Annotated in this window: 19 protein-coding genes; 16 read left to right on the forward strand and 3 right to left on the reverse strand. The window is 70.8% G+C overall.

The genetic code is table 11. The annotated features are described in order from the left end of the window. The first annotated feature begins 64 nt into the window (after positions 1 to 64). The 7 genes from gspL to ALA01S_RS03665 all read left to right on the forward strand — a co-directional run bounded on the left by gspL (position 65) and on the right by ALA01S_RS03665 (position 9,014). The gene (gene gspL / locus ALA01S_RS03635) at positions 65 to 1,300 is read left to right on the forward strand and encodes a type II secretion system protein GspL (RefSeq protein ID WP_066332165.1); all 1,236 of its coding nucleotides are present in this window, start codon (positions 65 to 67) and stop codon (positions 1,298 to 1,300) included. 8 nt (positions 1,301 to 1,308) lie between these two features. Further along, on the forward strand, positions 1,309 to 1,815 hold the full coding sequence (locus ALA01S_RS03640; RefSeq protein WP_066332167.1) for a type II secretion system protein M: 507 nt from the start codon (positions 1,309 to 1,311) through the stop codon (positions 1,813 to 1,815). Then, on the forward strand, positions 1,812 to 2,693 hold the full coding sequence (gene gspN, locus ALA01S_RS03645) for a type II secretion system protein N (protein WP_307189666.1): 882 nt from the start codon (positions 1,812 to 1,814) through the stop codon (positions 2,691 to 2,693). The genes ALA01S_RS03640 and gspN overlap by 4 nt, the downstream gene beginning before the upstream one ends. A gap of 2 nt (positions 2,694 to 2,695) precedes the next feature. Then, positions 2,696 to 5,131, forward strand: coding sequence for a type II secretion system secretin GspD (gene gspD, locus ALA01S_RS03650; protein ID WP_238455683.1), 2,436 nt, complete (start codon positions 2,696 to 2,698; stop codon positions 5,129 to 5,131). A 48-nt stretch (positions 5,132 to 5,179) separates the two neighbouring features. After that, positions 5,180 to 6,601, forward strand: coding sequence for a type II secretion system ATPase GspE (gspE, locus tag ALA01S_RS03655; RefSeq protein ID WP_066332169.1), 1,422 nt, complete (start codon positions 5,180 to 5,182; stop codon positions 6,599 to 6,601). Between the two features lie 8 nt (positions 6,602 to 6,609). Then, positions 6,610 to 7,830, forward strand: coding sequence for a type II secretion system inner membrane protein GspF (gspF, locus tag ALA01S_RS03660; protein ID WP_066332171.1), 1,221 nt, complete (start codon positions 6,610 to 6,612; stop codon positions 7,828 to 7,830). A 179-nt stretch (positions 7,831 to 8,009) separates the two neighbouring features. Then, entirely contained in the window at positions 8,010 to 9,014 is a 1,005-nt protein-coding gene (locus ALA01S_RS03665; RefSeq protein WP_066332260.1) for an AAA family ATPase, read from the forward strand. Between the two features lie 31 nt (positions 9,015 to 9,045). Here ALA01S_RS03665 and ydiK read toward each other — a convergent pair whose 3' ends face one another. From ydiK to ALA01S_RS03680, 3 genes are all read right to left on the reverse strand, one after another. Beyond that, positions 9,046 to 10,158, reverse strand: a complete 1,113-nt coding sequence (gene ydiK / locus ALA01S_RS03670) for an AI-2E family transporter YdiK (protein WP_238455684.1) — start codon at positions 10,156 to 10,158, stop codon at positions 9,046 to 9,048. Positions 10,159 to 10,232: 74 nt separating this feature from the next. Next, a complete protein-coding gene (locus tag ALA01S_RS03675) occupies positions 10,233 to 11,174 on the reverse strand; it encodes a hypothetical protein (RefSeq protein WP_066332174.1) in 942 nt (313 codons plus the stop codon). 199 nt (positions 11,175 to 11,373) lie between these two features. Then, the gene (locus ALA01S_RS03680; protein ID WP_066332176.1) at positions 11,374 to 12,102 is read right to left on the reverse strand and encodes a Crp/Fnr family transcriptional regulator; all 729 of its coding nucleotides are present in this window, start codon (positions 12,100 to 12,102) and stop codon (positions 11,374 to 11,376) included. Between the two features lie 127 nt (positions 12,103 to 12,229). Between ALA01S_RS03680 and ALA01S_RS03685 the strand changes: the two genes are divergently transcribed. The 9 genes from ALA01S_RS03685 (at position 12,230) to ALA01S_RS03725 (ending at position 22,047) form a co-directional block, all read left to right on the forward strand. Then, positions 12,230 to 14,170, forward strand: coding sequence for an AMP-dependent synthetase/ligase (locus ALA01S_RS03685; RefSeq protein ID WP_066332177.1), 1,941 nt, complete (start codon positions 12,230 to 12,232; stop codon positions 14,168 to 14,170). A gap of 44 nt (positions 14,171 to 14,214) precedes the next feature. Beyond that, entirely contained in the window at positions 14,215 to 15,030 is an 816-nt protein-coding gene (locus tag ALA01S_RS03690; RefSeq protein WP_066332262.1) for an ABC transporter ATP-binding protein, read from the forward strand. Between the two features lie 32 nt (positions 15,031 to 15,062). Further along, positions 15,063 to 15,992, forward strand: coding sequence for a branched-chain amino acid ABC transporter permease (locus ALA01S_RS03695; protein WP_066332179.1), 930 nt, complete (start codon positions 15,063 to 15,065; stop codon positions 15,990 to 15,992). A 13-nt stretch (positions 15,993 to 16,005) separates the two neighbouring features. Further along, complete coding sequence (locus tag ALA01S_RS03700; protein WP_066332181.1) at positions 16,006 to 17,067, forward strand: branched-chain amino acid ABC transporter permease; 1,062 nt, start codon at positions 16,006 to 16,008, stop codon at positions 17,065 to 17,067. 108 nt (positions 17,068 to 17,175) lie between these two features. Then, positions 17,176 to 18,489 (forward strand): ABC transporter substrate-binding protein, encoded by a 1,314-nt coding sequence (locus tag ALA01S_RS03705; RefSeq protein ID WP_066332182.1) that lies wholly within the window; start codon positions 17,176 to 17,178, stop codon positions 18,487 to 18,489. Positions 18,490 to 18,570: 81 nt separating this feature from the next. Further along, positions 18,571 to 19,401 carry an ABC transporter ATP-binding protein gene (locus tag ALA01S_RS03710; protein ID WP_066332265.1) on the forward strand — a complete coding sequence of 277 codons (831 nt, stop codon included), beginning with the start codon at positions 18,571 to 18,573 and terminating at the stop codon, positions 19,399 to 19,401. A gap of 17 nt (positions 19,402 to 19,418) precedes the next feature. Beyond that, a complete protein-coding gene (locus ALA01S_RS03715; protein WP_066332183.1) occupies positions 19,419 to 19,712 on the forward strand; it encodes a hypothetical protein in 294 nt (97 codons plus the stop codon). Then, positions 19,705 to 20,976, forward strand: a complete 1,272-nt coding sequence (locus ALA01S_RS03720) for a phenylacetate--CoA ligase family protein (RefSeq protein ID WP_066332184.1) — start codon at positions 19,705 to 19,707, stop codon at positions 20,974 to 20,976. The genes ALA01S_RS03715 and ALA01S_RS03720 overlap by 8 nt, the downstream gene beginning before the upstream one ends. 102 nt (positions 20,977 to 21,078) lie before the next feature. Then, positions 21,079 to 22,047, forward strand: coding sequence for a tripartite tricarboxylate transporter substrate-binding protein (locus tag ALA01S_RS03725; RefSeq protein WP_066332186.1), 969 nt, complete (start codon positions 21,079 to 21,081; stop codon positions 22,045 to 22,047). The last annotated feature ends 19 nt before the right edge of the window (positions 22,048 to 22,066 follow it).

Below are 22,066 nucleotides of genomic sequence, written 5' to 3' on the forward strand. Positions count from 1 at the left end.
TGCCCGGCGGCGGCCGCCCGCTACAGTGCCTGCGACGCAGCGAACTCAGTCAGCATCAACTCACATGTCCATTCTTGTGGTCCAAATCCCGCCCCGCGAACGGCTGAGCGTCGCCGGAGGCGAGGCGGCAGTGCGTGGCGGCGAATTCAGCTACGTCCTGAGCCCCGACGGGCTTGCCATGGGCAGCAGCGGCCGCTGCTCGCCAGCCCTGCTGCCCAAGGCCGACACCGTGCTGGCACTGCTGTCCGACACCGATTGCAGCTGGCTGCGTGCCGCCGCCCTGCCCAAAGCGCCGGCGGGCAAGCTGCGCGCGGCGCTGCTGGGCCTGCTGGAGGAGTCGCTGCTGGACGATCCGGAACTCGTCCACCTGGCGCTGGCGCCCAAGGCCACGCCGGGCGAGCCCACCTGGATCGCCGCCATGCACAAGCCCTGGCTGGCCACGCAACTGGCGCAGCTCGAAGGCGCCGGGCTGATCGTGGAGCGCGTGCTGCCCTGCGCCTGGCCGGACGCCACGCAGCCGCACGGCCACTTCAGCACCGTGCCCGGCAACGACCCGCAGGCGCCGCTGCGCCTGACCTGGAGCGACGCCGACGGCGTCACCGCGCTGCGCCTGCAAGGCGGCATGGCGCGGCAACTGTTGTCGCGCTGGCAGGAAGGCCCCGCCCGCTGGACCGCCACGCCCGCCGCCGCCACCGAGGCCGAGCGCTGGCTGGGCACCCCCGTGCAGTTGCTCGGCGACGAGGAGCGCGCCCTGGAGGCGGCCCGCTCGCTGTGGAACCTGCGCCAGTTCGACCTGGCGCCGCAGCACCGCGGCATGCTGGCGCTGCGCGACGCCTGGCGCCAGTTCCGCAGCCCGCCCTGGCGCCCGGTGCGCTGGGGCCTCGCAGGGCTGGCGGTGGCCCAACTGCTGGGCATGAACCTCAGCGCCTGGCAACTGCATCACGGCATACAGCAGCGCAAGCTGGCCATGGACCAGGTGCTGCGCGGGACCTTCCCGCAGGTGCGCGCCGTGCTGGACGCGCCGCTGCAGATGGAACGCGAAACCCAGGCGCTGCGCACGGCCGCCGGCCGCCCCGGCGAGTCGGACTTCGAGTCCCTGCTCTCGGCCGCCGCGCTGGCCTGGCCGCAGGGGCGGCCGCCGCTGGAGGGGCTGAAATTCGAGCCGGGCCGGCTGACGCTGCCCGCCACGGGCTGGAGCCCCGCCGAGATCGAAAACTTCCGCGCCCAGCTGCGCCCGGGCGGCTGGGCCGTCGAGGCCAGCGACGGGCGCCTGACGCTGCGGCCGCAGGGGGGCGTATGAACAAGGCCATGGCTTCCCGGGAACTGCAGCGCCTGCAGGCGCTGCGCGAGCAGTTGCGTGCGCGCTGGCGCGCCCTGGCACCGCGCGAGCGCCGGCTGTTGAGCGTGGCCGGCGTGCTGCTGGGCGTGCTGCTGCTGTGGCTGCTGGCCGTGCAGCCGGCCCTGCACACGCTGCGCGAGGCGCCGACGGAGATTGACCGCCTGGAAACCCAGTTGCAGCGCATGCAGCGCCAGGCCGCAGAGGCGGGCGAGCTGCGCAACACCACGCCCGTGGCACCGGCGCAGAGCCTGGAAGCGCTGCGCGCGGCCACGCAGCGCCTGGGCGAGCGGGCCAAGCTGGTCGTCGCCGGCGAGCGCGTCACGGTCACGCTCACCGGCGTCGAAGGGCAGGAGTTGCGCGACTGGCTGGCCGAGGTGCGCAGCGGCGCCCGCGCCCGCCCGGTGGAAGTACAGCTCACGCGCGCCGGACAGGGCTTCAACGGCAGCCTGGTGCTGGCCCTGGGAGGCACGACTTGAAGCGCGCCCTGCCCTGGCGCCGCCGCGGCGGCCCGCGCGCCGATGCGCTGGCGCAGGCTGAAGCCGCGCTCACGGCCCAGGCCTGGCAGCGCATGCACCGCGCCAGCCGGCGCTGGGCCCTGTGGGGCGCGCTGGTGGGCACGCTGCTGGCGCTGGTGCTGTTCGCGCCGGCGGCATGGCTGGCGCAGGCCGTGGCCTCGGCCAGCAACCAGCGCGTGCTGCTGGTGCAGACGCGCGGCACGCTGTGGAACGGCAGCGCCGCGCTGGTGCTCGGCGCCGGCCCCGACAGCCGCGACGCCGTGCTGCTGCCCGGCCGGTTGGAGTGGACGCTGCGCCCGGCCGGCCTGCAGGCGGCGCTGCGCTTGCGCCAGGGCTGCTGCATGGAGCAGCCGCTGCTGCTGACGCTGCAGCCCGGCCTGGGCCGCGTGCGCGCCACGCTGCAGCCGCCGCCGGGCGGCCGCCTGGGCCAGTGGCCCGCAGCCTGGCTGGCCGGCCTGGGCACGCCCTGGAACACGCTGCAGCTCGGCGGCCTGCTGAGCATGAGCTCGCCGGGCCTGCAGTTCGACTGGGCGCAGGGCCGGCTGGCCATGCAGGGCAGCGCGCAGATCGAGGTGCTGGGCATGTCCTCGCGGCTGTCCACGCTGCAGCCGCTGGGCAGCTACCGGCTGCTGGTGCAGGGCAGCGGCCAGGCCACGACCATGGAGCTCTCCACGCTGCAAGGTGCGCTGCAACTCTCGGGGCAAGGCCAGTGGGCCGGGTCCCGGCTGCGCTTCAGCGGCGAGGCCCGCGCCGCCGAGGGCAGCGAAGCCGCCTTGAACAACTTGCTGAACATCATCGGCCGGCGCCAGGGCGCGCGGGCCATCATCACGATCGGATGAGAATGAAGAAGATGCGCCCCATTTCCGCGCCGCAACGGCGCTCGTCCTTCTTCCTGGCGCGGCCGATTTCCTGCGCCGTGGTCGCCACGCTGCTGCTGCCGCCGCCGCTGTGGGCGCAGCAACCCCGCGCCGCGGCTTCAGCCCCGGTCCCGGCGCAGCCCAGCGGCCCGGCACTGAACTCGCGCACGCCGGTAACGCTGAACTTCGTCAATGCGGAGATCGAGGCCGTCACGCGCGCCGTCGCGGCCATGGTGGACCGGCAGATCCTGGTCGATCCGCGCGTGCGCGGCCAGATCACGCTCTACAGCGAGCAGCCGCTGACGGTGCGCCAGGCCTACCAGAACTACCTGGCGCAGTTGCGCGGGCTGGGCTTCACGGTGGTGGAAAGCGGCGGGCTGCTCAAGGTGGTGCCGGAAGCCGACGCCAAGCTGCAGGCCGGCACCGTGTCGGTTGGGCCGCCTGTGCAGCGCGGCGACCAGGTGCTCACGCAGATCTTCAGGCTCAACCACGAGAACCCCAACAATCTCGTGGCGGTGCTGCGGCCGCTGATCAGCCCAAACAACACCATCAACGCCAACCCCAGCACCAACACGCTGGTGATCACGGACTACGCGGACAACCTGCAGCGCATAGGACGCATCATCGCGGCGCTGGACCAGCCGGCCAACACCGACGTCGAGATCATCCCGCTGCGCTACGCCGTGGCCAGCGACGTGGTGACGCTGGTGCAGCGCCTGGCCGATGCCAGCGCCGGCGCGGGTGGCGTGCCGGGCGCGGCCCCGGGCGTGGCCGGCGGCGGCACGTCCATCCTGGCCGACCCGCGCAGCAACTCGCTGCTGGTGCGCGCGGCCAGCCCGGCGCGGCTGGCGCAGATACGCGCCACGGTGGAGAAGCTGGACCGCCCCATGGACGGCATGAGCGACGCGGGCAACATCCGCGTCGTCTACCTCAAGAACGCCGACGCCGTGCGCCTGGCCACCGTGCTGCGCGCGGCCTTCGCGGCGCAGACCCAGGCCGGCACGGGCGCGGGCGGTGCCGGCGGCGCGGGGGGAGGCATTGCCTCCGGCGCGGCCGCGGCCCCCGTGGCGCAGCAGCCCGTGGCGGCCCAAACCAGCTTCGGCGCCACCGGCGCGGGCAGCGGCACCAGCACCGGGCTGTCAGCCCAGGCCACCTCGCCGGTGCAGGCCACCGCACAGCCCAACACCGGCGGCTTCGTGCAGGCCGACCCGGCCACCAACTCGCTCATCATCACGGCGCCGGAGCCGCTGTACCGGCAACTGCGCGCCGTCATCGACCAGCTCGACTCGCGCCGCGCGCAGGTCTACGTCGAGTCCATGATCGTGCGCGTGGACGCCACCAAGCTCGCGCAGTTCGGCTTCCAGTGGCAAGGCATCCTGGGCAAGGAAGGCGACAAGAACTTCCTGTACTCGGGCACCAACTACAGCAACAACAACAACAACGTCTTCAGCATCATCCAGGGCGTCAACAGCCTGGTGGGCGGCTCGACGTCCAGCACCAGCAGTACGGGCTCGCTGCCCGGCGCGGGCTTGAACGTGGGCCTGGTGCGCCGCGTCAACGGTGCGGTCACGCTGGTGTCGCTGGCCAACTTCCTGCAGAACGACGTCGGCGGCAACGTGCTGTCCACGCCCAACCTCGTGGCGCTGGACAACGAGGAAGCCAAGATCGTCGTGGGCCAGAACGTGCCCTTCGTCACCGGCACCTTCACCAACACCGGCACGGGCACCGGCGCCATCAACCCCTTCCAGACCGTGGAGCGGCGCGACGTGGGCCTGACCTTGCGGCTGCGCAGCCAGATCGGCGAAGGCGGCACGGTGCGCATGACCATCTTCCAGGAGAACTCCGCCGTGGTGCAGGGCGCCACCACCGTCAACGGGCCGACCACGGACAAGAGCTCCATCGAGACCTCCGTGGTGGTGGACGACGGCCAGATCCTGGTGCTGGGCGGCCTCATGCGCGATGAGTACGCCGACAGCGAGGACCGCGTGCCCGGCCTGGCCGACCTGCCGGTGGTGGGCGCCCTCTTCAAGAGCCGCAACCGCCAGCGCGTCAAGAGCAACCTGCTGGTGTTCCTGCGCCCGGTGGTGCTGCGCACGCCCACGGACGCGCAGGCCCTCACGCTGGACCGCTACGACGCCATACGCGCCATGCAGCAAGGCAGCCAGCCGCAGCCCAGCTCGGTCACGCCCGTCAACGACGCGCCGGTGCTGCCCGTGCAGCCCCAGGTGCCCGGCCGCGGCTCGCCCATCGTGCCGGTGCGCCCCGTGTCGCCGCACGACGACAACACGCCGCCAACGCCAGCCCCCGTGCCTTTGCCGCCGCCGGCCAGCGCGCCGCCCGTGCCGTCCTCGATGGACGCGCCGGCCGCGCAGCCCCAGCCCGTGCCCGACGCCCGCGTGGACACGCCGCAAGGCCGCTGAAGGGCGGACTGCCGCACACGCCCCACCCGCAGTACCGAGGACCAAGCCATGGGTCGCTACCCCCTGCCCTACGCCTTCGCCAAGGCCAACGCGCTGCTGCTCGAAAGCGACGGCAGCCAGTTCACGCTGTGGAGCGGCGACACCACGCCGGCAGCGGCGATGTCGGAGGTGCTGCGGCTCTACGAGGTCGGCACCTTCGAGCGCGAGGCCGGCGCGACGCTGTCGCAGCGCATCGCCGCGGCCTACGCCGGGGGTGAGTCCAGCGCCGCGGCCGTGGTGGGCGAGGTGGAAAGCGCCGTGGACCTGAGCCGCATGATGCAGGACCTCCCCGCCGTGGAAGACCTGCTGGAAGCGGCCAACGACGCGCCCATCATCCGCATGCTCAACGCGCTGCTGACGCAGGCGGCCAAGGACGGCGCCAGCGACATCCACATCGAGCCCTACGAGCGCAGCTCCTCCGTGCGCTTTCGCGTGGACGGCACGCTGCGCGAGGTGGTGCAGCCCAACCGCGCGCTGCACGCGGCGCTGATCTCGCGGCTGAAGATCATGGCCGAGCTCGACATCGCCGAAAAACGCTTGCCGCAGGACGGGCGCATCTCGCTGCGCATTGGCGGGCGCGCCATCGACGTGCGCGTCTCCACCCTGCCCAGCGCCCACGGCGAGCGCGCCGTGCTGCGCCTGCTGGACAAGGGCGAGTCCAAGTTCTCGCTGGAGGGCCTGGGCATGAGCGGCAACGTGCTCTCCACCTTCGACCGCCTGGTGCACCAGCCCCACGGCATCGTGCTCGTCACCGGCCCAACCGGTTCCGGCAAGACCACCACGCTCTACGCCTCGCTGGGCCGGCTGGACACGGCCACCACCAACATCCTCACGGTGGAGGACCCGGTGGAATACGAGCTGCCGGGCATTGGGCAGACGCAGGTCAACGCGCGCATCGAGCTGACCTTCGCCAAGGCGCTGCGCGCCATCCTGCGCCAGGACCCGGACGTGATCATGATCGGCGAGATCCGCGACTACGAGACGGCGCAGATCGCCATCCAGGCCTCGCTCACCGGCCACCTGGTGCTGGCCACGCTGCACACCAACGACGCGCCCAGCGCCGTCACGCGGCTGACCGACATGGGCATCGAGCCCTTCCTGCTGTCCTCCAGCCTCCTGGGCGTGCTGGCGCAGCGCTTGGTGCGCAAGCTCTGCCCGGACTGCAAGCGCCAGGACGACGTGGGCCGCTGGCACCCCGTGGGCTGCCCGAACTGCGGCCACAGCGGCTACCGTGGCCGCACCGGCGTGTACGAGCTGATGGTGGCCGACGAGCAGGTGCGCGCCCTCATCCACGGCCGCGCCCCCGAGGCGCAGATGCGCGCCGCGGCCGAGGCCGCGGGTCTGCGCTCCATGCGCGAGGACGGCGACCGGCTGGTGGCCGAGGGCGTCACCTCGCCTGAGGAAGTGCTGCGCGTCACGCGCGAAGGCTGAAACGACCCATGCCCGCCTACCGCTTCGAGGCCCTCAAGGCCGACGGCAAGACCAGCACCGGGCTGCTGGAAGCCGACAACGCCCGCGCCGCCCGCGCCCAACTGCGCGCGCAGGCGCTGGTGCCGCTGCAGGTGCAGCCCGTGGCCGCGGGCTCGGAAGGCGCGGCCGGCGGCGCGGCGCGCTGGCGGGGGCGGGTGTTCGGCAACACGGCGCTGACGGTGTGGACGCGCCAGCTCGCCGGGCTGGTGTCCTCCGGGCTGCCGCTGGAGCGCGCCCTCACGGCGCTGGCCGACGAGGCCGAGGACCCGCGCCAGCGCGAGCTGGTGGCGCACCTGCGCAGCGAGGTCAACGCCGGCTCCTCCTTCGCCCGCGCGCTGGCCGGCGCGCCGCGCGAGTTCGACGACGTCTACCGCGCCGTCGTTTCCGCAGGCGAGCAAAGCGGTGCGCTGGGCACCGTGCTGGAGCGCCTGGCCAACGACCTGGAGGAGCGCCAGGCGCTGCGCGCGCGGCTGTTGGGCGCCACGCTCTACCCGGCCATCGTGTCGGTGATCGCGGTGGTGATCGTGGTCTTCCTGGTCACCTACGTCGTGCCGCAGGTGGCCTCGGTCTTCACCAGCTCCAAGCGCGCGCTGCCGGCACTCACGGTGGCCATGCTGGCGCTGAGCGACTTCGTCCGGCACTGGGGCTGGCTGATGCTGGCGCTGCTGGTGGCCGGCGGCATAGGCCTGGCCGCGGCGCGGCGCAATCCGGCCTTCCGCGAGCGCTTTGACGCCGGCTGGCTGCGGCTGCCGCTGGTCGGCCGCCTGGCGCGCGGCTACAACGCGGCGCGCTTCGCGGGCACGCTGGCCATGCTGGCCGACGCGGGCGTGCCCATCCTCAAGGCGCTGCAGGCGGCCGCCGAGACCCTCTCCAACCGCGCCATGCGCGCCGACGCGCTGGACGCCCTGGTGCAGGTGCGCGAGGGCGCGCCGCTGGCGCTGGCGCTGGCGGCGAAAAAACGCTTTCCGGGCCTGCTGCCCATGTTCGCCCGCCTGGGCGAGCAGACCGGCGAGCTGCCGCAGATGCTGGGCCGCGCCGCCGCGCAGCTCGGCGCCGAGGTGCAGCGCCGCGCACTGGCGCTGGCCACCATCCTGGAGCCGCTGCTCATCGTGGGCATGGGCGGCGTGGTGATGCTCATCGTCCTGGCCGTGCTGCTGCCCATCATCCAGCTCAACACCTGGGTCAAGTAAGCGCCCTGGGCGCTGCGTCGCGGCGGCACAACCGTGAACTTCGTCCGCACCACCGTCTGCACAACGGGCCTGTCTCTTGCTTAAATGACAGGGAAACAAGGCGCCGCGGCACTGGCCATCCGCGCTGGTTGGCGGTTGGTGGGCAGCGGGCGCCTCGCGAAGTGCAAGGAGGTGTGTTCATGGCTGCCCCGTCGACCGATCTCGTTCCTTCCCCGCCGCCCAGCGCGATTCCGATCGCCAGCCTGCGCAACCTCTACCGTGTCGATGAGGTCGAGCGCCGGCTGACCAAGCTGCCCCCGCGCGAGCACGAGCACCTGCGCAGCACCTATGAGCGCATGCTGGAAAAGGGCCCCGAGCGCTTCCAGGTCAAGCCTTCCGGCCTGCCGGCCATGCAGCACCTGTACGAGGAGCTGCCCAACTTCCGCGAGGTGCTGGACGACGTGCGCCGCCAGCTCGCGCTCTGCCACGACAGCCGCGACGCGCTGGAAATCACGCCCATGCTGCTGCTTGGGCCGCCCGGCATAGGCAAGACGCACTTCGCCCGCGCCGTGTCGCAGTTGCTGGGTACCGGCCTGGGCTTCATCTCCATGAGCTCGCTCACCGCCGGCTGGGTGCTCAGCGGCGCCTCCAGCCAATGGAAGGGAGCACGCCCGGGCAAGGTGTTCGAAACGCTGGTGGACGGCGCCTACGCCAACCCGGTGATGGTGGTGGACGAGATCGACAAGGCCCGCGCCGAGCAGGCCTACGACCCGTTGGGCGCGCTCTACGGGCTGCTGGAGCACGACACGGCGCACAGCTTCACCGACGAGTTCGCCGAGGTGCCCATAGACGCCAGCCAGGTGATCTGGATCGCCACGGCCAACGACGAGCGCGGCATTCCCGAGCCCATCCTCAACCGCATGAACGTGTTCGAGGTGCAGTCGCCGGACCATGACGCGGCGCGCAGCATCGCGCTGCGGCTGTACGCGGGCATACGCGCCACGCACGACTGGGGCCGGCGCTTCGAGGCCGAGCCGCTGGAGGAGGTGCTGGAGCGGCTGGCGGCCATGGCGCCGCGCGAGATGCGCCGCACCTGGATGACGGCCTTCGGCAACGCCCGCCTGGCCGGGCGCGACCACATCGAGCTGGCCGACCTGCCCGGCGCCGCCGCCAAGCGCACGCCCATGGGTTTCACGGCGCAGTAGCCCGCCACGGCGCCCCGCGCAGACCGCCCCGTCAGGCCGTGGGCGGCTCCTTGGGCGGCGGCCGCGGCGCCACCACGGCTGCCGCCAGGCCGTCCGAGGCCGGCCGCGCCCAGGCGTCCAGCAGCGTGTAGGCCACGGCCAGCACCACCGGGCCGATGAAGATGCCCACCAGGCCGAAGGCCAGCAGCCCGCCGATCACGCCGGTGAAGATGAGCAGCAGCGGCAAGTCCGCCCCCAGCCGTATGAGCACCGGGCGAACGATGTTGTCCATGGTGGCCACCACCAGCGACCACACCGCCAGGAACACGCCCCAGCCGGTCTCGCCGCTCCAGAACACCCACACCGTGGCCGGCACCAGCACCGGCAGCGCGCCGATCTGCGCGATGCAGAGCATGAACATGGCCATGGTCAGCAGCCCCGCCATGGGCACGCCGGCCAGCGCCAGCCCAACGCCGGCCAGCAGCGCCTGTATCAGCGCCGTGCCGCCCACGCCCAGGGCCACGCCGCGGATGGCCTGCGCAGCCAGCTCCACCACGGCCACGCCCTGCTCGCCCCCCAGCCGCCGCGCAAAGCGCACCAGCGCCGCGGCCCAGCCCTCGCCCGTGGCGTACATCACCGAGGCCAGCGCCGCGGTCACTAGGAACTGCAGCAGCAGCCGCCCAACGCTGCCCACCTCCAGCAGCAGCCAGCGCGTGAGGTTGCCCGCGTAGGGCGTGAGCAGGTTGAACAGGCCGTCCACGCCCAGCGAGACGGCCTCGGACCAGGCGCGCTTGAGCTGCACGCCGACAAAGGGCAGCCCGGAGAGCCACTGCGGCGGCGTGCGGGGCGGACGCCAGGTGGTGAGCAGCCGCACGGCCTCGCCGATCTGGTCGATGTGGTTGATCAGCGCCGCCACCGCCAGCGTCAGCGGCAGCAGCAGCAGCACGACCAGCAGCAGCGTCATCACCGTCACCGCCAGCCAGCGCCGGTTCCACAGCCGGCGCTGCAGCGTCAGCAGCAGCGGCCAGGTGGAGACCACCAGCATGGCCGCCCAAATGCCCGGGCCGAGGAAGGGGCGCAGTATCCACAGCGAGCCGACGATCAGCGCCGCGATGAACAGCACGCCCAACGTGGTGCGGGGCAGGTCTTGGGAGGGCATGGACATGGGCGGCGCGCGTCGTTGGCAAGGAACCCGGGGATGCTACCCACCCCGTCCCCGGGGATCGCCTTGCCAGGGGCTCAGTACGACAGGCCGGTGGTGCTGGCGTCAGGCGTGCCGCCGGTGTTGCCGGCGCTGAAGTACTGGTAGATGAAGTGGCCGGTATCCGCTTTCACGAGCACGCGTTCGCCAAAAGCCGCTTCACGGATTTGCAGCACGCCGCCGGGCTGAAGGCTGCCGCCCACCAGCTTGGTGAAGGACGTGGGCTGGGTCAGGACGTAGTCGTGGCCGTTCACCCTCACGTTGCCGTGCACGGCCACGCTGGAGCTGTCCGCGGAAGTCGCCACGTCAACCGCGTAATCGGCTCGCACCGCCGTGCTGCCCTCGTTGAAGGTGGCATTGCTGAGGCTGATGGACAGCGTGTTCACGGTCCCGATGGCAAAGCTCACCGCCGCGCCGCCACTGAGGGTGGCCCCATCCGCATTCAGGCCGTTGAAGCTCAGCGACAGCGAGCCGGACGAAGCGCCGTACCCCGTCACCGAAATGCCCAATCCGCCATTGATGGGCATGCCGTCCACGACGCAGCCGTGGAACTGGAGGTTGGCGGAATCGCCCTGCGACAACCGGCCGTTGTTGTCGGCGTCCGAAACCGATCCGTCCACGTATCCACCGTCCGGACAAGACACAGGCTTGGTTTGCGTCGCCTGGGCCTGCTCGCGCCCGCTGGCGCCCTGGTCCAGCAGGCGCTGGAGCAGGCCCACGGGGTCGGCGGGGATGCTTGAAGCCTGGCCGGCTTCCTGAATTCCCTCCAGGCTGGAAATACCTCTCAGGCCGTCGGCTGCGGCCAGGACGGCAAGCATGGAGTCCGACACCGAGCCGGCAACCTCCTGGTAGGTCGTGGCCGTGATGCCCGGCGACGTGGGTGCCGGCTCGGAACTGCCCCCGCCTCCACCGCCGCAAGCGGACAACAACAGGCCGGCTGCGCAGGCCACGGGCAGCAGCCGCATCGAGATCTTGTTCATGCTTGTTTTCCTGGTTTGAGATGTCCCCTGCCGCGCCACCACGGCGCCGGCAGCAGGACGCGGCCCCCTCGACCGCCGCCGCGCATTGTGGAGAAGCCCGCAACCGGAGCGCCTCGCGCCGCTTGCGGCACATCAAGACCCGGGTGCAAAGCGCCGCCAGCCGGCCGCGGCCGCACCCACGCGCCACGGCAACGCGGGCTCAGTCCGCCGGCCCGTAGTGGCGCAGCTTGTCGAGTGCCAGCACGCGCACGCCGCCGTATTCGATGCGGATCACGCCCTCGGCCTGCATGCTGCGCAGCGCGCGGTTGACGCGCTGGCGCGACAAGCCCACCAGGTAGGCCAGCTCCTGCTGCGTGATGCGCAGCATCTCGCCCACGCCCGGGTACAGCACCGGATCGAACAGCGCGGCCAGGCTGCGCGCCACGCGGGCATCGGGCTGCGTCAGCCGGTCGATGTCGCGCGCCGCGATGAACTGGCCCAGCCGCTCGTTGAGCTGCTGCATCAGGAAGCGGTTGAAGCCCAGGCTGCTCTCCAGCAGCCGGTCGAAGCAGTCGATGGGCAGCCCGGCAATGACGCTGCGCCGCAGCGCCTGCACGTTGAAGCGGTAGCCCTCGCGCTTGAGCGCCGTGCCCTCGCCGAACCAGCCGCCCGGCGGCACGCCCATGTAGGTCACGGTGGTGCCGTGGGCGCCGTCGTTGCCCACCTTGAGCAGCCCGTCCAGCACGCCGAACCAGTAGATGGGCGGGCGCCCAACCCGGCACAGCAGCTCGCCGGGCTCCACCTCCACCACGCGCAGCGACGCCAGCGCCTGCTCGCGCGCCCCGGGCTCCAGCCGGGACAGCCACGGGATGCCCGGCAGCTCTTGAGCCCGCGGCATGCGCGAGCGGGAAAGCAGCGGGGCCGAGGGCGTGAGGTCGGTCAAGGCCATGCGGGAAACCCCCTTTGGGACAGACCCGGAGATTGTCGCCGTCGCGACAACTCGGCGTCAAAGTGCCGCCCAGAATCCGTGCACTTCGCCGCCACACCGGGGGCGAAGCCGCTGTCGGGAGACGCCGTTGACGACTTTTCCTCACCTGCTGCTTGAACATGCCGCCCAACGCCCGCAGGCCCCCGCGCTGCGCGAGAAGGACCTGGGCATCTGGCAAACGCTGACCTGGGGCGAGCTTGCGGAGCTCGTGCGCGCGCTGGCGCATGGCCTGTCCGCGGCCGGGCTGCGGCGCGGCGAGCACCTGATCGTCGTGGGCGAGAACCGGCCGCGGCTGTACGCGGCCATGCTGGCGGCGCAGTCGCTGGGCGCGGTGCCCGTGCCGCTGTACCAGGACGCGGTGGCGGCGGAGTTCGTCTTCCCGTTGCGCAATGCCGAGGCGCGCTTCGTGGTCGCCGAGGACCAGGAGCAGATCGACAAGTTCCTGGAGATCCGCGAGCAGTGCCCGCTGCTGCAGGGCCTGTGGTTCGATGACCCGCGTGGCCTGCGCAACTACCGCGAGCCGGGCCTGGCCTCGCTGGATGCGCTGGCGGAGTCCGGCCGCGCCCACGCCGCGCAGCACCCCGGCTTCTTCGAGGCCGAGGCGCGCCGGGTCCAGCCCGCCGACGTCGCGGCCATGTTCTACACGTCGGGCACCACCGGCACGCCCAAGGGTGTGGTGCACACCCACGCCTCGCTGCTGGACCGCGCGCAGGCCGGCGCGCGCTTCGACAAGCTCACCGCCGCCGAGGAGGTGCTGGCCTACCTGCCGCCGGCCTGGATAGGCCAGAACATCTTCAGTTATGCCCAGTGGCTGGCTTGCGGTTACGTCGTCAACTGCCCTGAGTCGGCCGCCACGGTGTCCATCGACCTGAAGGAGATTGGGCCGACCTACTACTTCGCGCCGCCGCGCGTCTTCGAAGGCCTGCTCACCAGCGTCATGGTGCGCATGGAGGACGCCGGCAAGCTCAAGCGCTGGCTGTTCGAGCGCTTCATGGCGCTGGCCCGCCGCGTGGGCCCGGCCCGCCTGGACGGCAAGCCGCTGCCGCTCACCGACCGACTGGCCTGGAAGCTGGGCGACTTGTGCATCTACGGTCCGCTGCGCAACCAGTTGGGCATGTCGCGCGTGCGTGTGGCCTACACCGCGGGCGAGGCCATTGGGCCGGACCTGTTCAGCTTCTACCGCGCCATAGGCGTCAACCTCAAGCAGCTCTACGGCTCCACCGAGACGGCGGTGTTCGTGTGCTTGCAGCCCGACCACGAGGCGAAGGCCGATACGGTGGGCGTGCCGATCGAGGGGGTGGAGCTGCGCATTACCGCCGACGGCGAGGTGCTGGTGAAATCCTCGGGGCTGCTGCAAGGTTACTTCCGCAACCCGCAGGCCACGGCCGAGGCGCTGCAGGACGGGTGGTTTCGCACCGGCGACGCCGGCTTCCTGGACGCGGGCGGCCACCTCAAGATCATCGACCGCGCCAAGGACGTCGGCCGGCTCAAGGGCGGCGCTTTCGACGGCGCCATGTTCGCGCCCAAGTACGTGGAGAACAAGCTGAAATTCTTCCCGTACGTGAAGGAGGCCGTGGCCTTCGGCGACGGGCGCGACCAGGTCTGCGCCTTCGTCAACATCGACATGGAAGCCGTGGGCCATTGGGCCGAGCGCCGCAACCTGCCCTACACCGGCTACACCGACCTGGCAGCCAAGCCGCAGGTGCTGGAGCTCATCCGCGGCTGCGTCGAGCAGGTCAACGCCGACCTGGCGCGCGACGAGCAGCTCGCCGGCTGCCAGGTGCACCGCTTCCTGGTGCTGCACAAGGAGCTGGACGCCGACGACGGCGAGCTCACCCGCACGCGCAAGGTGCGCCGCGGCTTCATCGCCGAGCGCTACGCGCCGCTGTTGCAGGCCCTCTTCGAAGGGCGCGAGAGCCAGTTCATCGAAACCCCGGTGAAGTTCGAGGACGGGCGCAGTGGCGTGGTCAGCGCCACGCTGCGCATCGCCGACGCCAAGACCTACCCCGTCGCCCGGAGGGCCGCTTGATGAACGCCATCGTCAGCTCCGAGCTGCTTGCCCAGCCCGCCACCATGCCCTCGCCCGACCTGGAGCCGCCCGCCGCCACGGGGCGCCGCATCGGCGACGTCATCCTGGCCGTCAACCACATCACGCTGCGCTTTGGCGGCGTCAAGGCGCTCACCGACATCAGCTTCGACGTGAGGGAGCACGAGATCCGCTCCATCATCGGCCCCAACGGTGCCGGCAAGAGCTCCATGCTCAACTGCATCAACGGCGTGTACCAGCCGCAGGAAGGCTCCATCACCCTGCGCGGCAAGAGTTTCAAGAACATGAACCCGCGGCAGGTCGCGGAAGCGGGCGTGGCCCGCACCTTCCAGAACCTGGCCCTGTTCAAGGGCATGAGCGTGCTGGACAACATCATGGCCGGGCGCAACCTGCGCATGAAGGCCAACATCTTCCAGCAGGCGCTGCGGCTGGGCCCGGCGCTGCGCGAGGAGATAGCGCAGCGCGAGAAGGTGGAACGCATCATCGACTTCCTGGAGATCCAGCCCTGGCGCAAGACCCCCGTGGGCCGCCTGCCCTACGGCCTGCAAAAGCGCGTGGACCTGGGGCGGGCGCTGGCGATGGAGCCCTCGGTGCTGCTGCTGGACGAGCCCATGGCGGGCATGAACGTCGAGGAAAAGCAGGACATGTGTCGCTTCATCCTCGACGTCAACGACGAGTTCGGCACCACCATCGTCCTCATCGAGCACGACATGGGCGTGGTGATGGACATCTCCGACCGCGTCGTGGTGCTGGACTACGGCAAGAAGATCGGCGACGGCGCACCGGATGAAGTGCGCAGCAACCCCGACGTCATCAGCGCCTACCTCGGCGCCGGCCACTGACCGCGGCAGCGGCGAACGCAGGAACGACATCCATGGGCTTTTTCCTTGAAACCCTGATCGGCGGCCTGATGGTGGGCATGCTGTACGCGCTGGTGGCCCTGGGCTTCGTGCTCATCTTCAAGGCCAGCGGCGTCTTCAACTTCGCGCAGGGCGCGATGGTGCTGTTCGCGGCCCTGGCCATGGCGCGCTTCTCGGAGTGGCTGCCGGCGTGGCTGGGCATCGAGAGCCGGCTGCTCATCAACGTGCTGGCCGGGCTGTGCGCCGCCTCGCTCATGGTGCTGGTGGCGTGGATGGTGGAGCGCTTCGTGCTGGGCAAGCTGGTCAACCAGGAGGGCATCACACTGCTCATGGCCACGCTGGGCATCGCCTACCTGATGGACGGCACGGGCCAGCTCATCTTCGGCAGCTCGACCTACAAGATCGACGTGGGCATGCCCAAGGACCCGCTGTTCGTCCTGGACAGCGTCTTCCCCGGCGGGCTGCTCATCAACCAGGAGGACCTCGCCGCCGCGGCCGTCGCCGCCGCGCTGGTGGCGGTGCTCTCGCTCTTCTTCCAGAAGACCGGCACGGGCCGCGCGCTGCGCGCCGTGGCCGACGACCACCAGGCCGCGCAATCCATCGGCATCCCGCTGTCGCGCATCTGGGTCATCGTCTGGTCGATCGCCGGCGCCGTGGCGCTGGTGGCGGCCATCATCTGGGGCTCCAAGCTGGGCGTGCAGTACTCGATTTCGCTGGTCGCGTTCAAGGCTTTCCCGGTGGTGATCCTGGGCGGGCTGACCTCGGTGCCGGGCGCCATCATCGGCGGGCTGATCATCGGCGCGGGCGAGAAGCTGTCTGAAATTTATGTCGGCCCCATGCTTGGAGGCGGCATAGAGAACTGGTTCGCCTACGTGCTGGCGCTGGGCTTCCTGCTGGTGCGGCCGCAGGGACTGTTCGGCGACCGCATCATCGACCGCGTCTGAGGAAGGCCAAGCCATGCTTTACCGCGAAAACGGCCAGTTCAAGCAGAGCTACGCCGCCGACCTGCAGATCTTCCCCGTGCTGCAGGACCGCGTGGCCGTGCTGGCCCTGGTGGCCTGCGCCATCTTCCTGCCCTTCGTCGCCAGCGACTACCTGCTGCGCGCGGTGCTCATTCCGTTTCTGATCCTGTCGCTGGCCGCGCTGGGCCTGAACATCCTGGTGGGCTACTGCGGGCAGATCTCGCTGGGCACGGGCGCCTTCATGGCCATCGGCGCCTACGCCGCCTACAACCTGCACGCGCGCGTGCCCGGCATGCCGCTGCTGGTGTCGCTCATCGGCGGCGGGCTGGCGGCCACGGTGTTCGGCGTGGCCTTCGGCATCCCCAGCCTGCGCATCCGCGGCCTGTACCTCGCGGTGGCGACGCTGGCGGCGCAGTTCTTTACCGACTGGTTCACCAACCGCGTCAAGTGGGTCACCAACGACTCGGCCTCCGGCTCGGTGAGCGTGGGCGACCTGCAGTTCCTGGGCCTGGCGCTGGACACGCCCGCGCGCCGCTACCTGCTGTGCCTGGGGCTGGTGATGGTGTTCGCGCTGCTGGCCAAGAACCTGGTGCGCGGCGCCATAGGCCGGCAGTGGATGGCCATGCGTGACATGGACGTGGCCGCCGCCGTCATCGGCATCCGCCCCATCTACGCCAAGCTCAGCGCCTTCGCGGTGAGCTCCTTCATCGTGGGCGTGGCCGGCGCCTTGTGGGGCTTCGTGCACCTGGGGAGCTGGGAGCCCGCGGCCTTCGGCCTGGAGCGCTCGCTGCAGCTGCTGTTCATGGTGATCATCGGCGGGCTGGGCTCGATCTCCGGCGCCTTCCTGGGCGCGGGCTTCATCGTGCTGCTGCCGCTGCTGCTGAACTACGCGCCGCACTGGCTGGGCCTGCCCATCTCCACGGGCACGGCCTCGCACCTGGAGCACATGATCTTCGGCGCGCTGATCGTGTTCTTCCTCATCGTCGAGCCGCACGGCCTGGCGCGGCTGTGGCTCACCGGGCGCGAGAAGCTGCGCCTGTGGCCCTTCCCGCATTGACCGCACCGAGCGCCCAACACCAACCGCATGGACCACGGCGCCCGCCCGTTGCGTGCGCCCCCGCTTTCCCGACCGCACAGACCAAGACACCGGAGAAGGAGACAACGCATGAAGCTCAAGACTTTCGCACTGGCCGCCGCCACCGCCGCCGCCATGCTGGCCGCCCCGCTGTCCACCGTGGCCGCGCCCGCGGACCAGGGCGAGCAGTTCATCCCGCTGCTGGTCTACCGCACGGGCCAGTTCGCGCCGCTGGGCATTCCCTGGGCCGATGGCAAGCAGGACTACCTGAAACTGGTCAACGCGCGCGACGGCGGCGTCAACGGCGTGAAGCTGGTGTTCGAGGAGTGCGAGACGGCCTACGACGCGGCCAAGGGCGTGGAGTGCTACGAGCGGCTCAAGGGCAAGGGCGGCGGCGCGGCGGGGTTCGACCCGCAATCCACCGGCATCACCTTCGCCGTGACCGACAAGGCCTTCAACGACAAGGTCTCCATCGAGACCCTGGGCTACGGCCTGTCGGCCTCGGCCGACGGCACGGTGTTCGAGTGGAACTTCCCGCTGCTGGGCACCTACTGGACGGCCGCCGACGTGATGCTGCAGGACATCGCCAAGAAGGCCGGCGGCCTGAAGGGCAAGAAGATCGCCCTCGTCTACCACGACTCGCCCTACGGCAAGGAGCCCATCGCGCTGCTGCAAAAGCGCGCCGCGCGCGACGGGTTCGATCTCGCCCTCTTCCCCGTGACGCCTCCCGGCGTGGAGCAGAAATCCACCTGGCTGCAGATCCGCCAGCAGCGCCCGGAGTACGTGCTGTTCTGGAGCGCGGGCGTGATGACGCCCGCCGGCATCCGCGAAGCCCAGGCCAGCGGCTACCCGCGCGACAAGATCTACGCCATCTGGTGGGCCGGCTCCGACCACGACGTGAAGGACTTGGGCGACGCGGCCAAGGGCTACAACGCCATCACCATCCACAACAGCGCCGCGCGCGACAAGGTCCACGACGACCTGAAGAAGTACGTCTACGACAAGGGCCAGGGCGCGTCCGCCGGCGAGATCGGCGCCATGGCGCACACGCGCGGGATGATGATCGCCATGCTGCAGGTCGAGGCCATTCGCACCGCGCAGGAGAAGTACGGCAAGGGCAAGGTCATGACGCCGGAGCAGGTGCGCTGGGGTTTCGAGAATCTCAACCTCACCGCGGAGCGCCTGAAGGCGCTGGGCTTCTCGGAAATCATGCGGCCGGTCAAGACCAGCTGCGAGAACCACATGGGCACCGACTGGGCCCGCGTGGCGCAGTGGGACGGGGCCAAGTGGAACGTCACCAGCGACTGGTACCAGGCTGACAAGTCGCTCATTGACCCGCTGGTCAAGGAAGCCTCGGCCAAGTACGCCAAGGACAAGGGCCTCAAGGTCCGCAGCTGCAACTGACCCGGCAGCCGCCGCCGCACCTTCGCTCCACCACCGCCACGAGAGGCCCAGCCCATGCTTCCTGCTGCCGCCGCCACCTCCATGCCGGCCGCCGCCGCGGCGCCCGGCGCCCAGCCGCTGCTGGACGTCAACGGCATAGAGGTCATCTACAACCAGGTGATCCTGGTGCTCAAGGGCGTCTCGCTGCGCGTGGACGAGGGCGCCATCGTGGCGCTGCTGGGCGCCAACGGCGCGGGCAAGACCACCACGCTGCGCGCCGTCTCCAATTTGCTGCGCGGCGAGCGCGGCGAGGTGACCAAGGGCGCCATCACGCTGCGCGAGCAGCGCATCGAGGCGCTCTCGCCGGCGGAGCTGGTGCGCCGCGGCGTGGTGCAGGTGATGGAGGGGCGGCACTGCTTCGCCCACCTCACCATCGAGGAGAACCTGCTCACCGGCGCCTACACGCGCACCGACGGCAAGGCGGCCGTCGCGCGCACGCTGGAAAAGGTCTACGACTACTTCCCGCGCCTGAAGACGCGCCGCCACTCGCAGGCCGCCTACACCTCCGGCGGCGAGCAGCAGATGTGCGCCATCGGCCGCGCGCTGATGTCCGAGCCGCGCATGGTGCTGCTGGACGAGCCGTCCATGGGCCTGGCGCCGCAGATCGTGGAGGAGGTGTTCTCCATCGTCCGCGACCTCAACCAGCGCGAGCGCGTGAGTTTTCTGCTGGCCGAGCAGAACACGCACATGGCGCTGACCTACGCCGACCACGGCTACATCCTCGAAAACGGCCGCGTGGTGATGGACGGCGCGGCGGCAGCGCTGCGCGAGAACGAGGACGTCAAGGAGTTCTATCTGGGCATGGGCGGCGGCGACCGCAAGAGCTTCAAGGACGTCAAGAGCTACAAGCGCCGCAAGCGCTGGCTGGCTTGATGCACCGGGGTAAAGCCATGAGCGACGACCTCTTCGCCCCACCGCCCTTCCATGCCGACGAGGGGCTGCAGCGTTTGAAACGCGAGTTGCGCGGCCTGGGGCTCACCGAGCGCGAAGGCCGCTTCGAGCGCCGCGGCCAGCCCATCGCCCGCGTGTGGCTCGACGGCGCGCAACTGCGGGCGGCCCGCGTGCGCCAGCCGGCGCGCAGCCCGCAATGGGTGGAAAAAAGCATTCAAGACCATGCCGCGCTGCGCGACTTCGTCGCCGAGCTCAAGCGCGAGCTCGCACGCTGGGGGGACCGTGATGACTGACTTCTACGACGCGCTGGAAACGCGCGAGCCGGCCGCGCGCGAGGCGGCCCTCCTGGCCGCGCTGCCCGGCGTGGTGGCGCAGGCCCAGGCGCACAGCAGCGCCGCGGCCGAGCTGCTGGCCGGCGTGGACGCGCGCGAGGTCACCAGCCGCGCGGCACTCGCGCAGTTGCCCGTGCTGCGCAAGTCCGAGCTGCTGCGCCGCCAGCGCGAGCGCCGCCATGGCGACCCCTTCGGCGGCTTCACCACCGTGGGCTGGCGCGGGCTGGCGCGGCCGCAGGGTGCGCGGCGCGTGTTCCAGTCGCCCGGGCCGATCTACGAGCCCGAGGGCCAGGCGCCGGACTGGTGGCGCATGGCGCGGGCGCTGTTCGCGGCAGGGTTCAGAAGCGGCGACTTGGTGCACAACAGCTTCAGCTACCACCTCACGCCGGCGGGCTCCATCATGGAAACCGGCGCGCACGCGCTGGGCTGCACCGTCTTTCCCGGCGGCGTAGGCAACACCGAGCTGCAGTTGCAGGCCATGGCCGAGCTGGGCCCGCACGGCTACGTCGGCACGCCCAGCTTCCTGAAGATCCTGCTGGAGCGCGCGGCCGAACAGCGGATCGCGCTGCCCGCCCTGGTGAAGGCGCTGGTCAGCGGCGAGGCCTGTCCGCCCTCGCTGCGCGCCTTCTTCGCCGGGCACGGCGTGCAGGCCTTCCAGTGCTACGCCACGGCCGACCTGGGGCTCATCGCCTACGAGACGGAGGCGCGCGAGGGGCTGGTGGTGGACGAGGGCGTGATCGTGGAAATCGTCCAGCCCGGTGGCAGCGAGCCCGTGGCGCCGGGCGACATCGGCGAGGTCGTCGTCACCACCCTCAACCCGGACTACCCGCTCATACGCTTTGGCACCGGCGACCTCTCCGCCGTGCTGCCGGGCGGGTGCCCAAGCGGGCGCACCAACGTGCGGCTGCGCGGCTGGCTGGGCCGCGCGGACCAGGCCACCAAGGTGCGCGGCATGTTCGTCCATCCGGGGCAGTTGGCGCAGGTGGCGCAGCGCCACCCGGGGCTTGGGCGGCTGCGGCTGGTGGTCAGCGGCGAGCCCGCGGCCGAGCGGCTGCTGCTGCGCGTGGAAATACCGCAGGCGCAGGCACCGGCCGGAGAGTTGGCGCAGCAGCTTGCGGCCAGCGTGAGGGAAGTCACGAAGCTGCGCGCCGAAGTGGAACTCTGCGCACCGGGCAGCCTCCCAGACGACGGCAAAGTCATTGAGGACGGCCGCCGTTACGAGTAACGGTTCTTAAGTCCTCGGAGCACCTGGCCGATACGCAGCCCAGCCCGCTTGGCGGCACCCGCCGCCGCGGATAGCCTGCAGTTCCACCTTGAGGTAGTCCCGATGAAAAAAATCCTGTTCGCCACCGCGGCGCTGGTCGCCGCTTCTGCCGCGCTGGCGGAGTACCCGGAAAAGCCCATCACCATCGTCGTGCCCTTCTCCGCGGGCGGGCCGACCGACAAGGTGGCGCGCGACCTGGCCGAGGCGCTGCGCGTGCCGCTCAAGGCCACCATCGTCATCGAGAACGTGGGCGGCGCCGGCGGCACGCTGGGCACGGCCAAGGTGGCCAAGGCTGCGCCGGACGGCTACACGCTGCTGCTGCACCACATCGGCATCGCGACCGCGCCCGCGCTGTACCGCAGCCTGAGCTTCAAGCCGCTGGAGGACTTCGAGTACCTGGGCCTCATCAACGAAGTGCCCATGACCGTCATCGGCAAGCCCGGGCTGCCGGCCAACAACTGGGGCGAGCTCACCAAGTGGCTCAAGGACAACCAGGGCAAGGTCAACCTGGCGCACGCGGGCCTGGGTGCGGCCTCGCACCTGTGCGGGCTGCTGTTCCAGCAAAGCCTGAAGATGGAAATGACCACCGTGCCCTACAAGGGCACCGGCCCGGCCATGACCGACCTCATGGGCGGCCAGGTGGACCTGATGTGCGACCAGACCACCAACACCACCGCGCAGATCGCCAGCGGCAAGGTCAAGGCCTACGCCGTGACCACGCCCAAGCGGCTGGCCACGCCGACGCTGGCCAAGCTGCCCACGCTGGACGAGTCCGGCCTCAAGGGCTTCAACGTCAGCATCTGGCACGGGCTGTACGCGCCCAAGGGCACGCCCAAGGCCGTGGCGGACAAGCTCAACACCGCGCTCAAGACGGCGCTCAAGGACCCGGGCTTCGTCAAGCGCGAGGAGGAGCTGGGCGCCGTCGTCGTGAGCGACGCGCGCACCGGCCCGGCCGAGCACAAGAAGTTCGTGGGCGACGAGATCGCCAAGTGGGGGCCGGTCATCAAGGCGGCTGGGCAGTACGCGGACTGATCCCCGCCTACGCGTCTCC

The sequence above is a fragment of the Azohydromonas lata NBRC 102462 genome (assembly GCF_001571085.1).
GTDB lineage: Bacteria > Pseudomonadota > Gammaproteobacteria > Burkholderiales > Burkholderiaceae_C > Azohydromonas > Azohydromonas lata.

What these genes read in the sequence shown, in the direction of transcription:
- gspF (WP_066332171.1), top strand. Translation starts at nt 6,610, where the DNA reads ATGCCCGCCTACCGCTTCGAGGCCCTCAAGGCCGACGGCAAGACCAGC.
- ALA01S_RS03695 (WP_066332179.1), top strand. Translation starts at nt 15,063, where the DNA reads ATGGGCTTTTTCCTTGAAACCCTGATCGGCGGCCTGATGGTGGGCATG.
- ydiK (WP_238455684.1), bottom strand. Translation starts at nt 10,158, where the DNA reads ATGTCCATGCCCTCCCAAGACCTGCCCCGCACCACGTTGGGCGTGCTG.
- ALA01S_RS03665 (WP_066332260.1), top strand. Translation starts at nt 8,010, where the DNA reads ATGGCTGCCCCGTCGACCGATCTCGTTCCTTCCCCGCCGCCCAGCGCG.
- gspL (WP_066332165.1), top strand. Translation starts at nt 65, where the DNA reads ATGTCCATTCTTGTGGTCCAAATCCCGCCCCGCGAACGGCTGAGCGTC.
- ALA01S_RS03700 (WP_066332181.1), top strand. Translation starts at nt 16,006, where the DNA reads ATGCTTTACCGCGAAAACGGCCAGTTCAAGCAGAGCTACGCCGCCGAC.
- gspE (WP_066332169.1), top strand. Translation starts at nt 5,180, where the DNA reads ATGGGTCGCTACCCCCTGCCCTACGCCTTCGCCAAGGCCAACGCGCTG.
- ALA01S_RS03705 (WP_066332182.1), top strand. Translation starts at nt 17,176, where the DNA reads ATGAAGCTCAAGACTTTCGCACTGGCCGCCGCCACCGCCGCCGCCATG.
- ALA01S_RS03725 (WP_066332186.1), top strand. Translation starts at nt 21,079, where the DNA reads ATGAAAAAAATCCTGTTCGCCACCGCGGCGCTGGTCGCCGCTTCTGCC.
- gspD (WP_238455683.1), top strand. Translation starts at nt 2,696, where the DNA reads ATGAAGAAGATGCGCCCCATTTCCGCGCCGCAACGGCGCTCGTCCTTC.
- ALA01S_RS03720 (WP_066332184.1), top strand. Translation starts at nt 19,705, where the DNA reads ATGACTGACTTCTACGACGCGCTGGAAACGCGCGAGCCGGCCGCGCGC.
- ALA01S_RS03675 (WP_066332174.1), bottom strand. Translation starts at nt 11,174, where the DNA reads ATGAACAAGATCTCGATGCGGCTGCTGCCCGTGGCCTGCGCAGCCGGC.
- ALA01S_RS03710 (WP_066332265.1), top strand. Translation starts at nt 18,571, where the DNA reads ATGCCGGCCGCCGCCGCGGCGCCCGGCGCCCAGCCGCTGCTGGACGTC.
- ALA01S_RS03640 (WP_066332167.1), top strand. Translation starts at nt 1,309, where the DNA reads ATGGCTTCCCGGGAACTGCAGCGCCTGCAGGCGCTGCGCGAGCAGTTG.
- ALA01S_RS03690 (WP_066332262.1), top strand. Translation starts at nt 14,215, where the DNA reads ATGCCCTCGCCCGACCTGGAGCCGCCCGCCGCCACGGGGCGCCGCATC.
- ALA01S_RS03715 (WP_066332183.1), top strand. Translation starts at nt 19,419, where the DNA reads ATGAGCGACGACCTCTTCGCCCCACCGCCCTTCCATGCCGACGAGGGG.
- ALA01S_RS03680 (WP_066332176.1), bottom strand. Translation starts at nt 12,102, where the DNA reads ATGGCCTTGACCGACCTCACGCCCTCGGCCCCGCTGCTTTCCCGCTCG.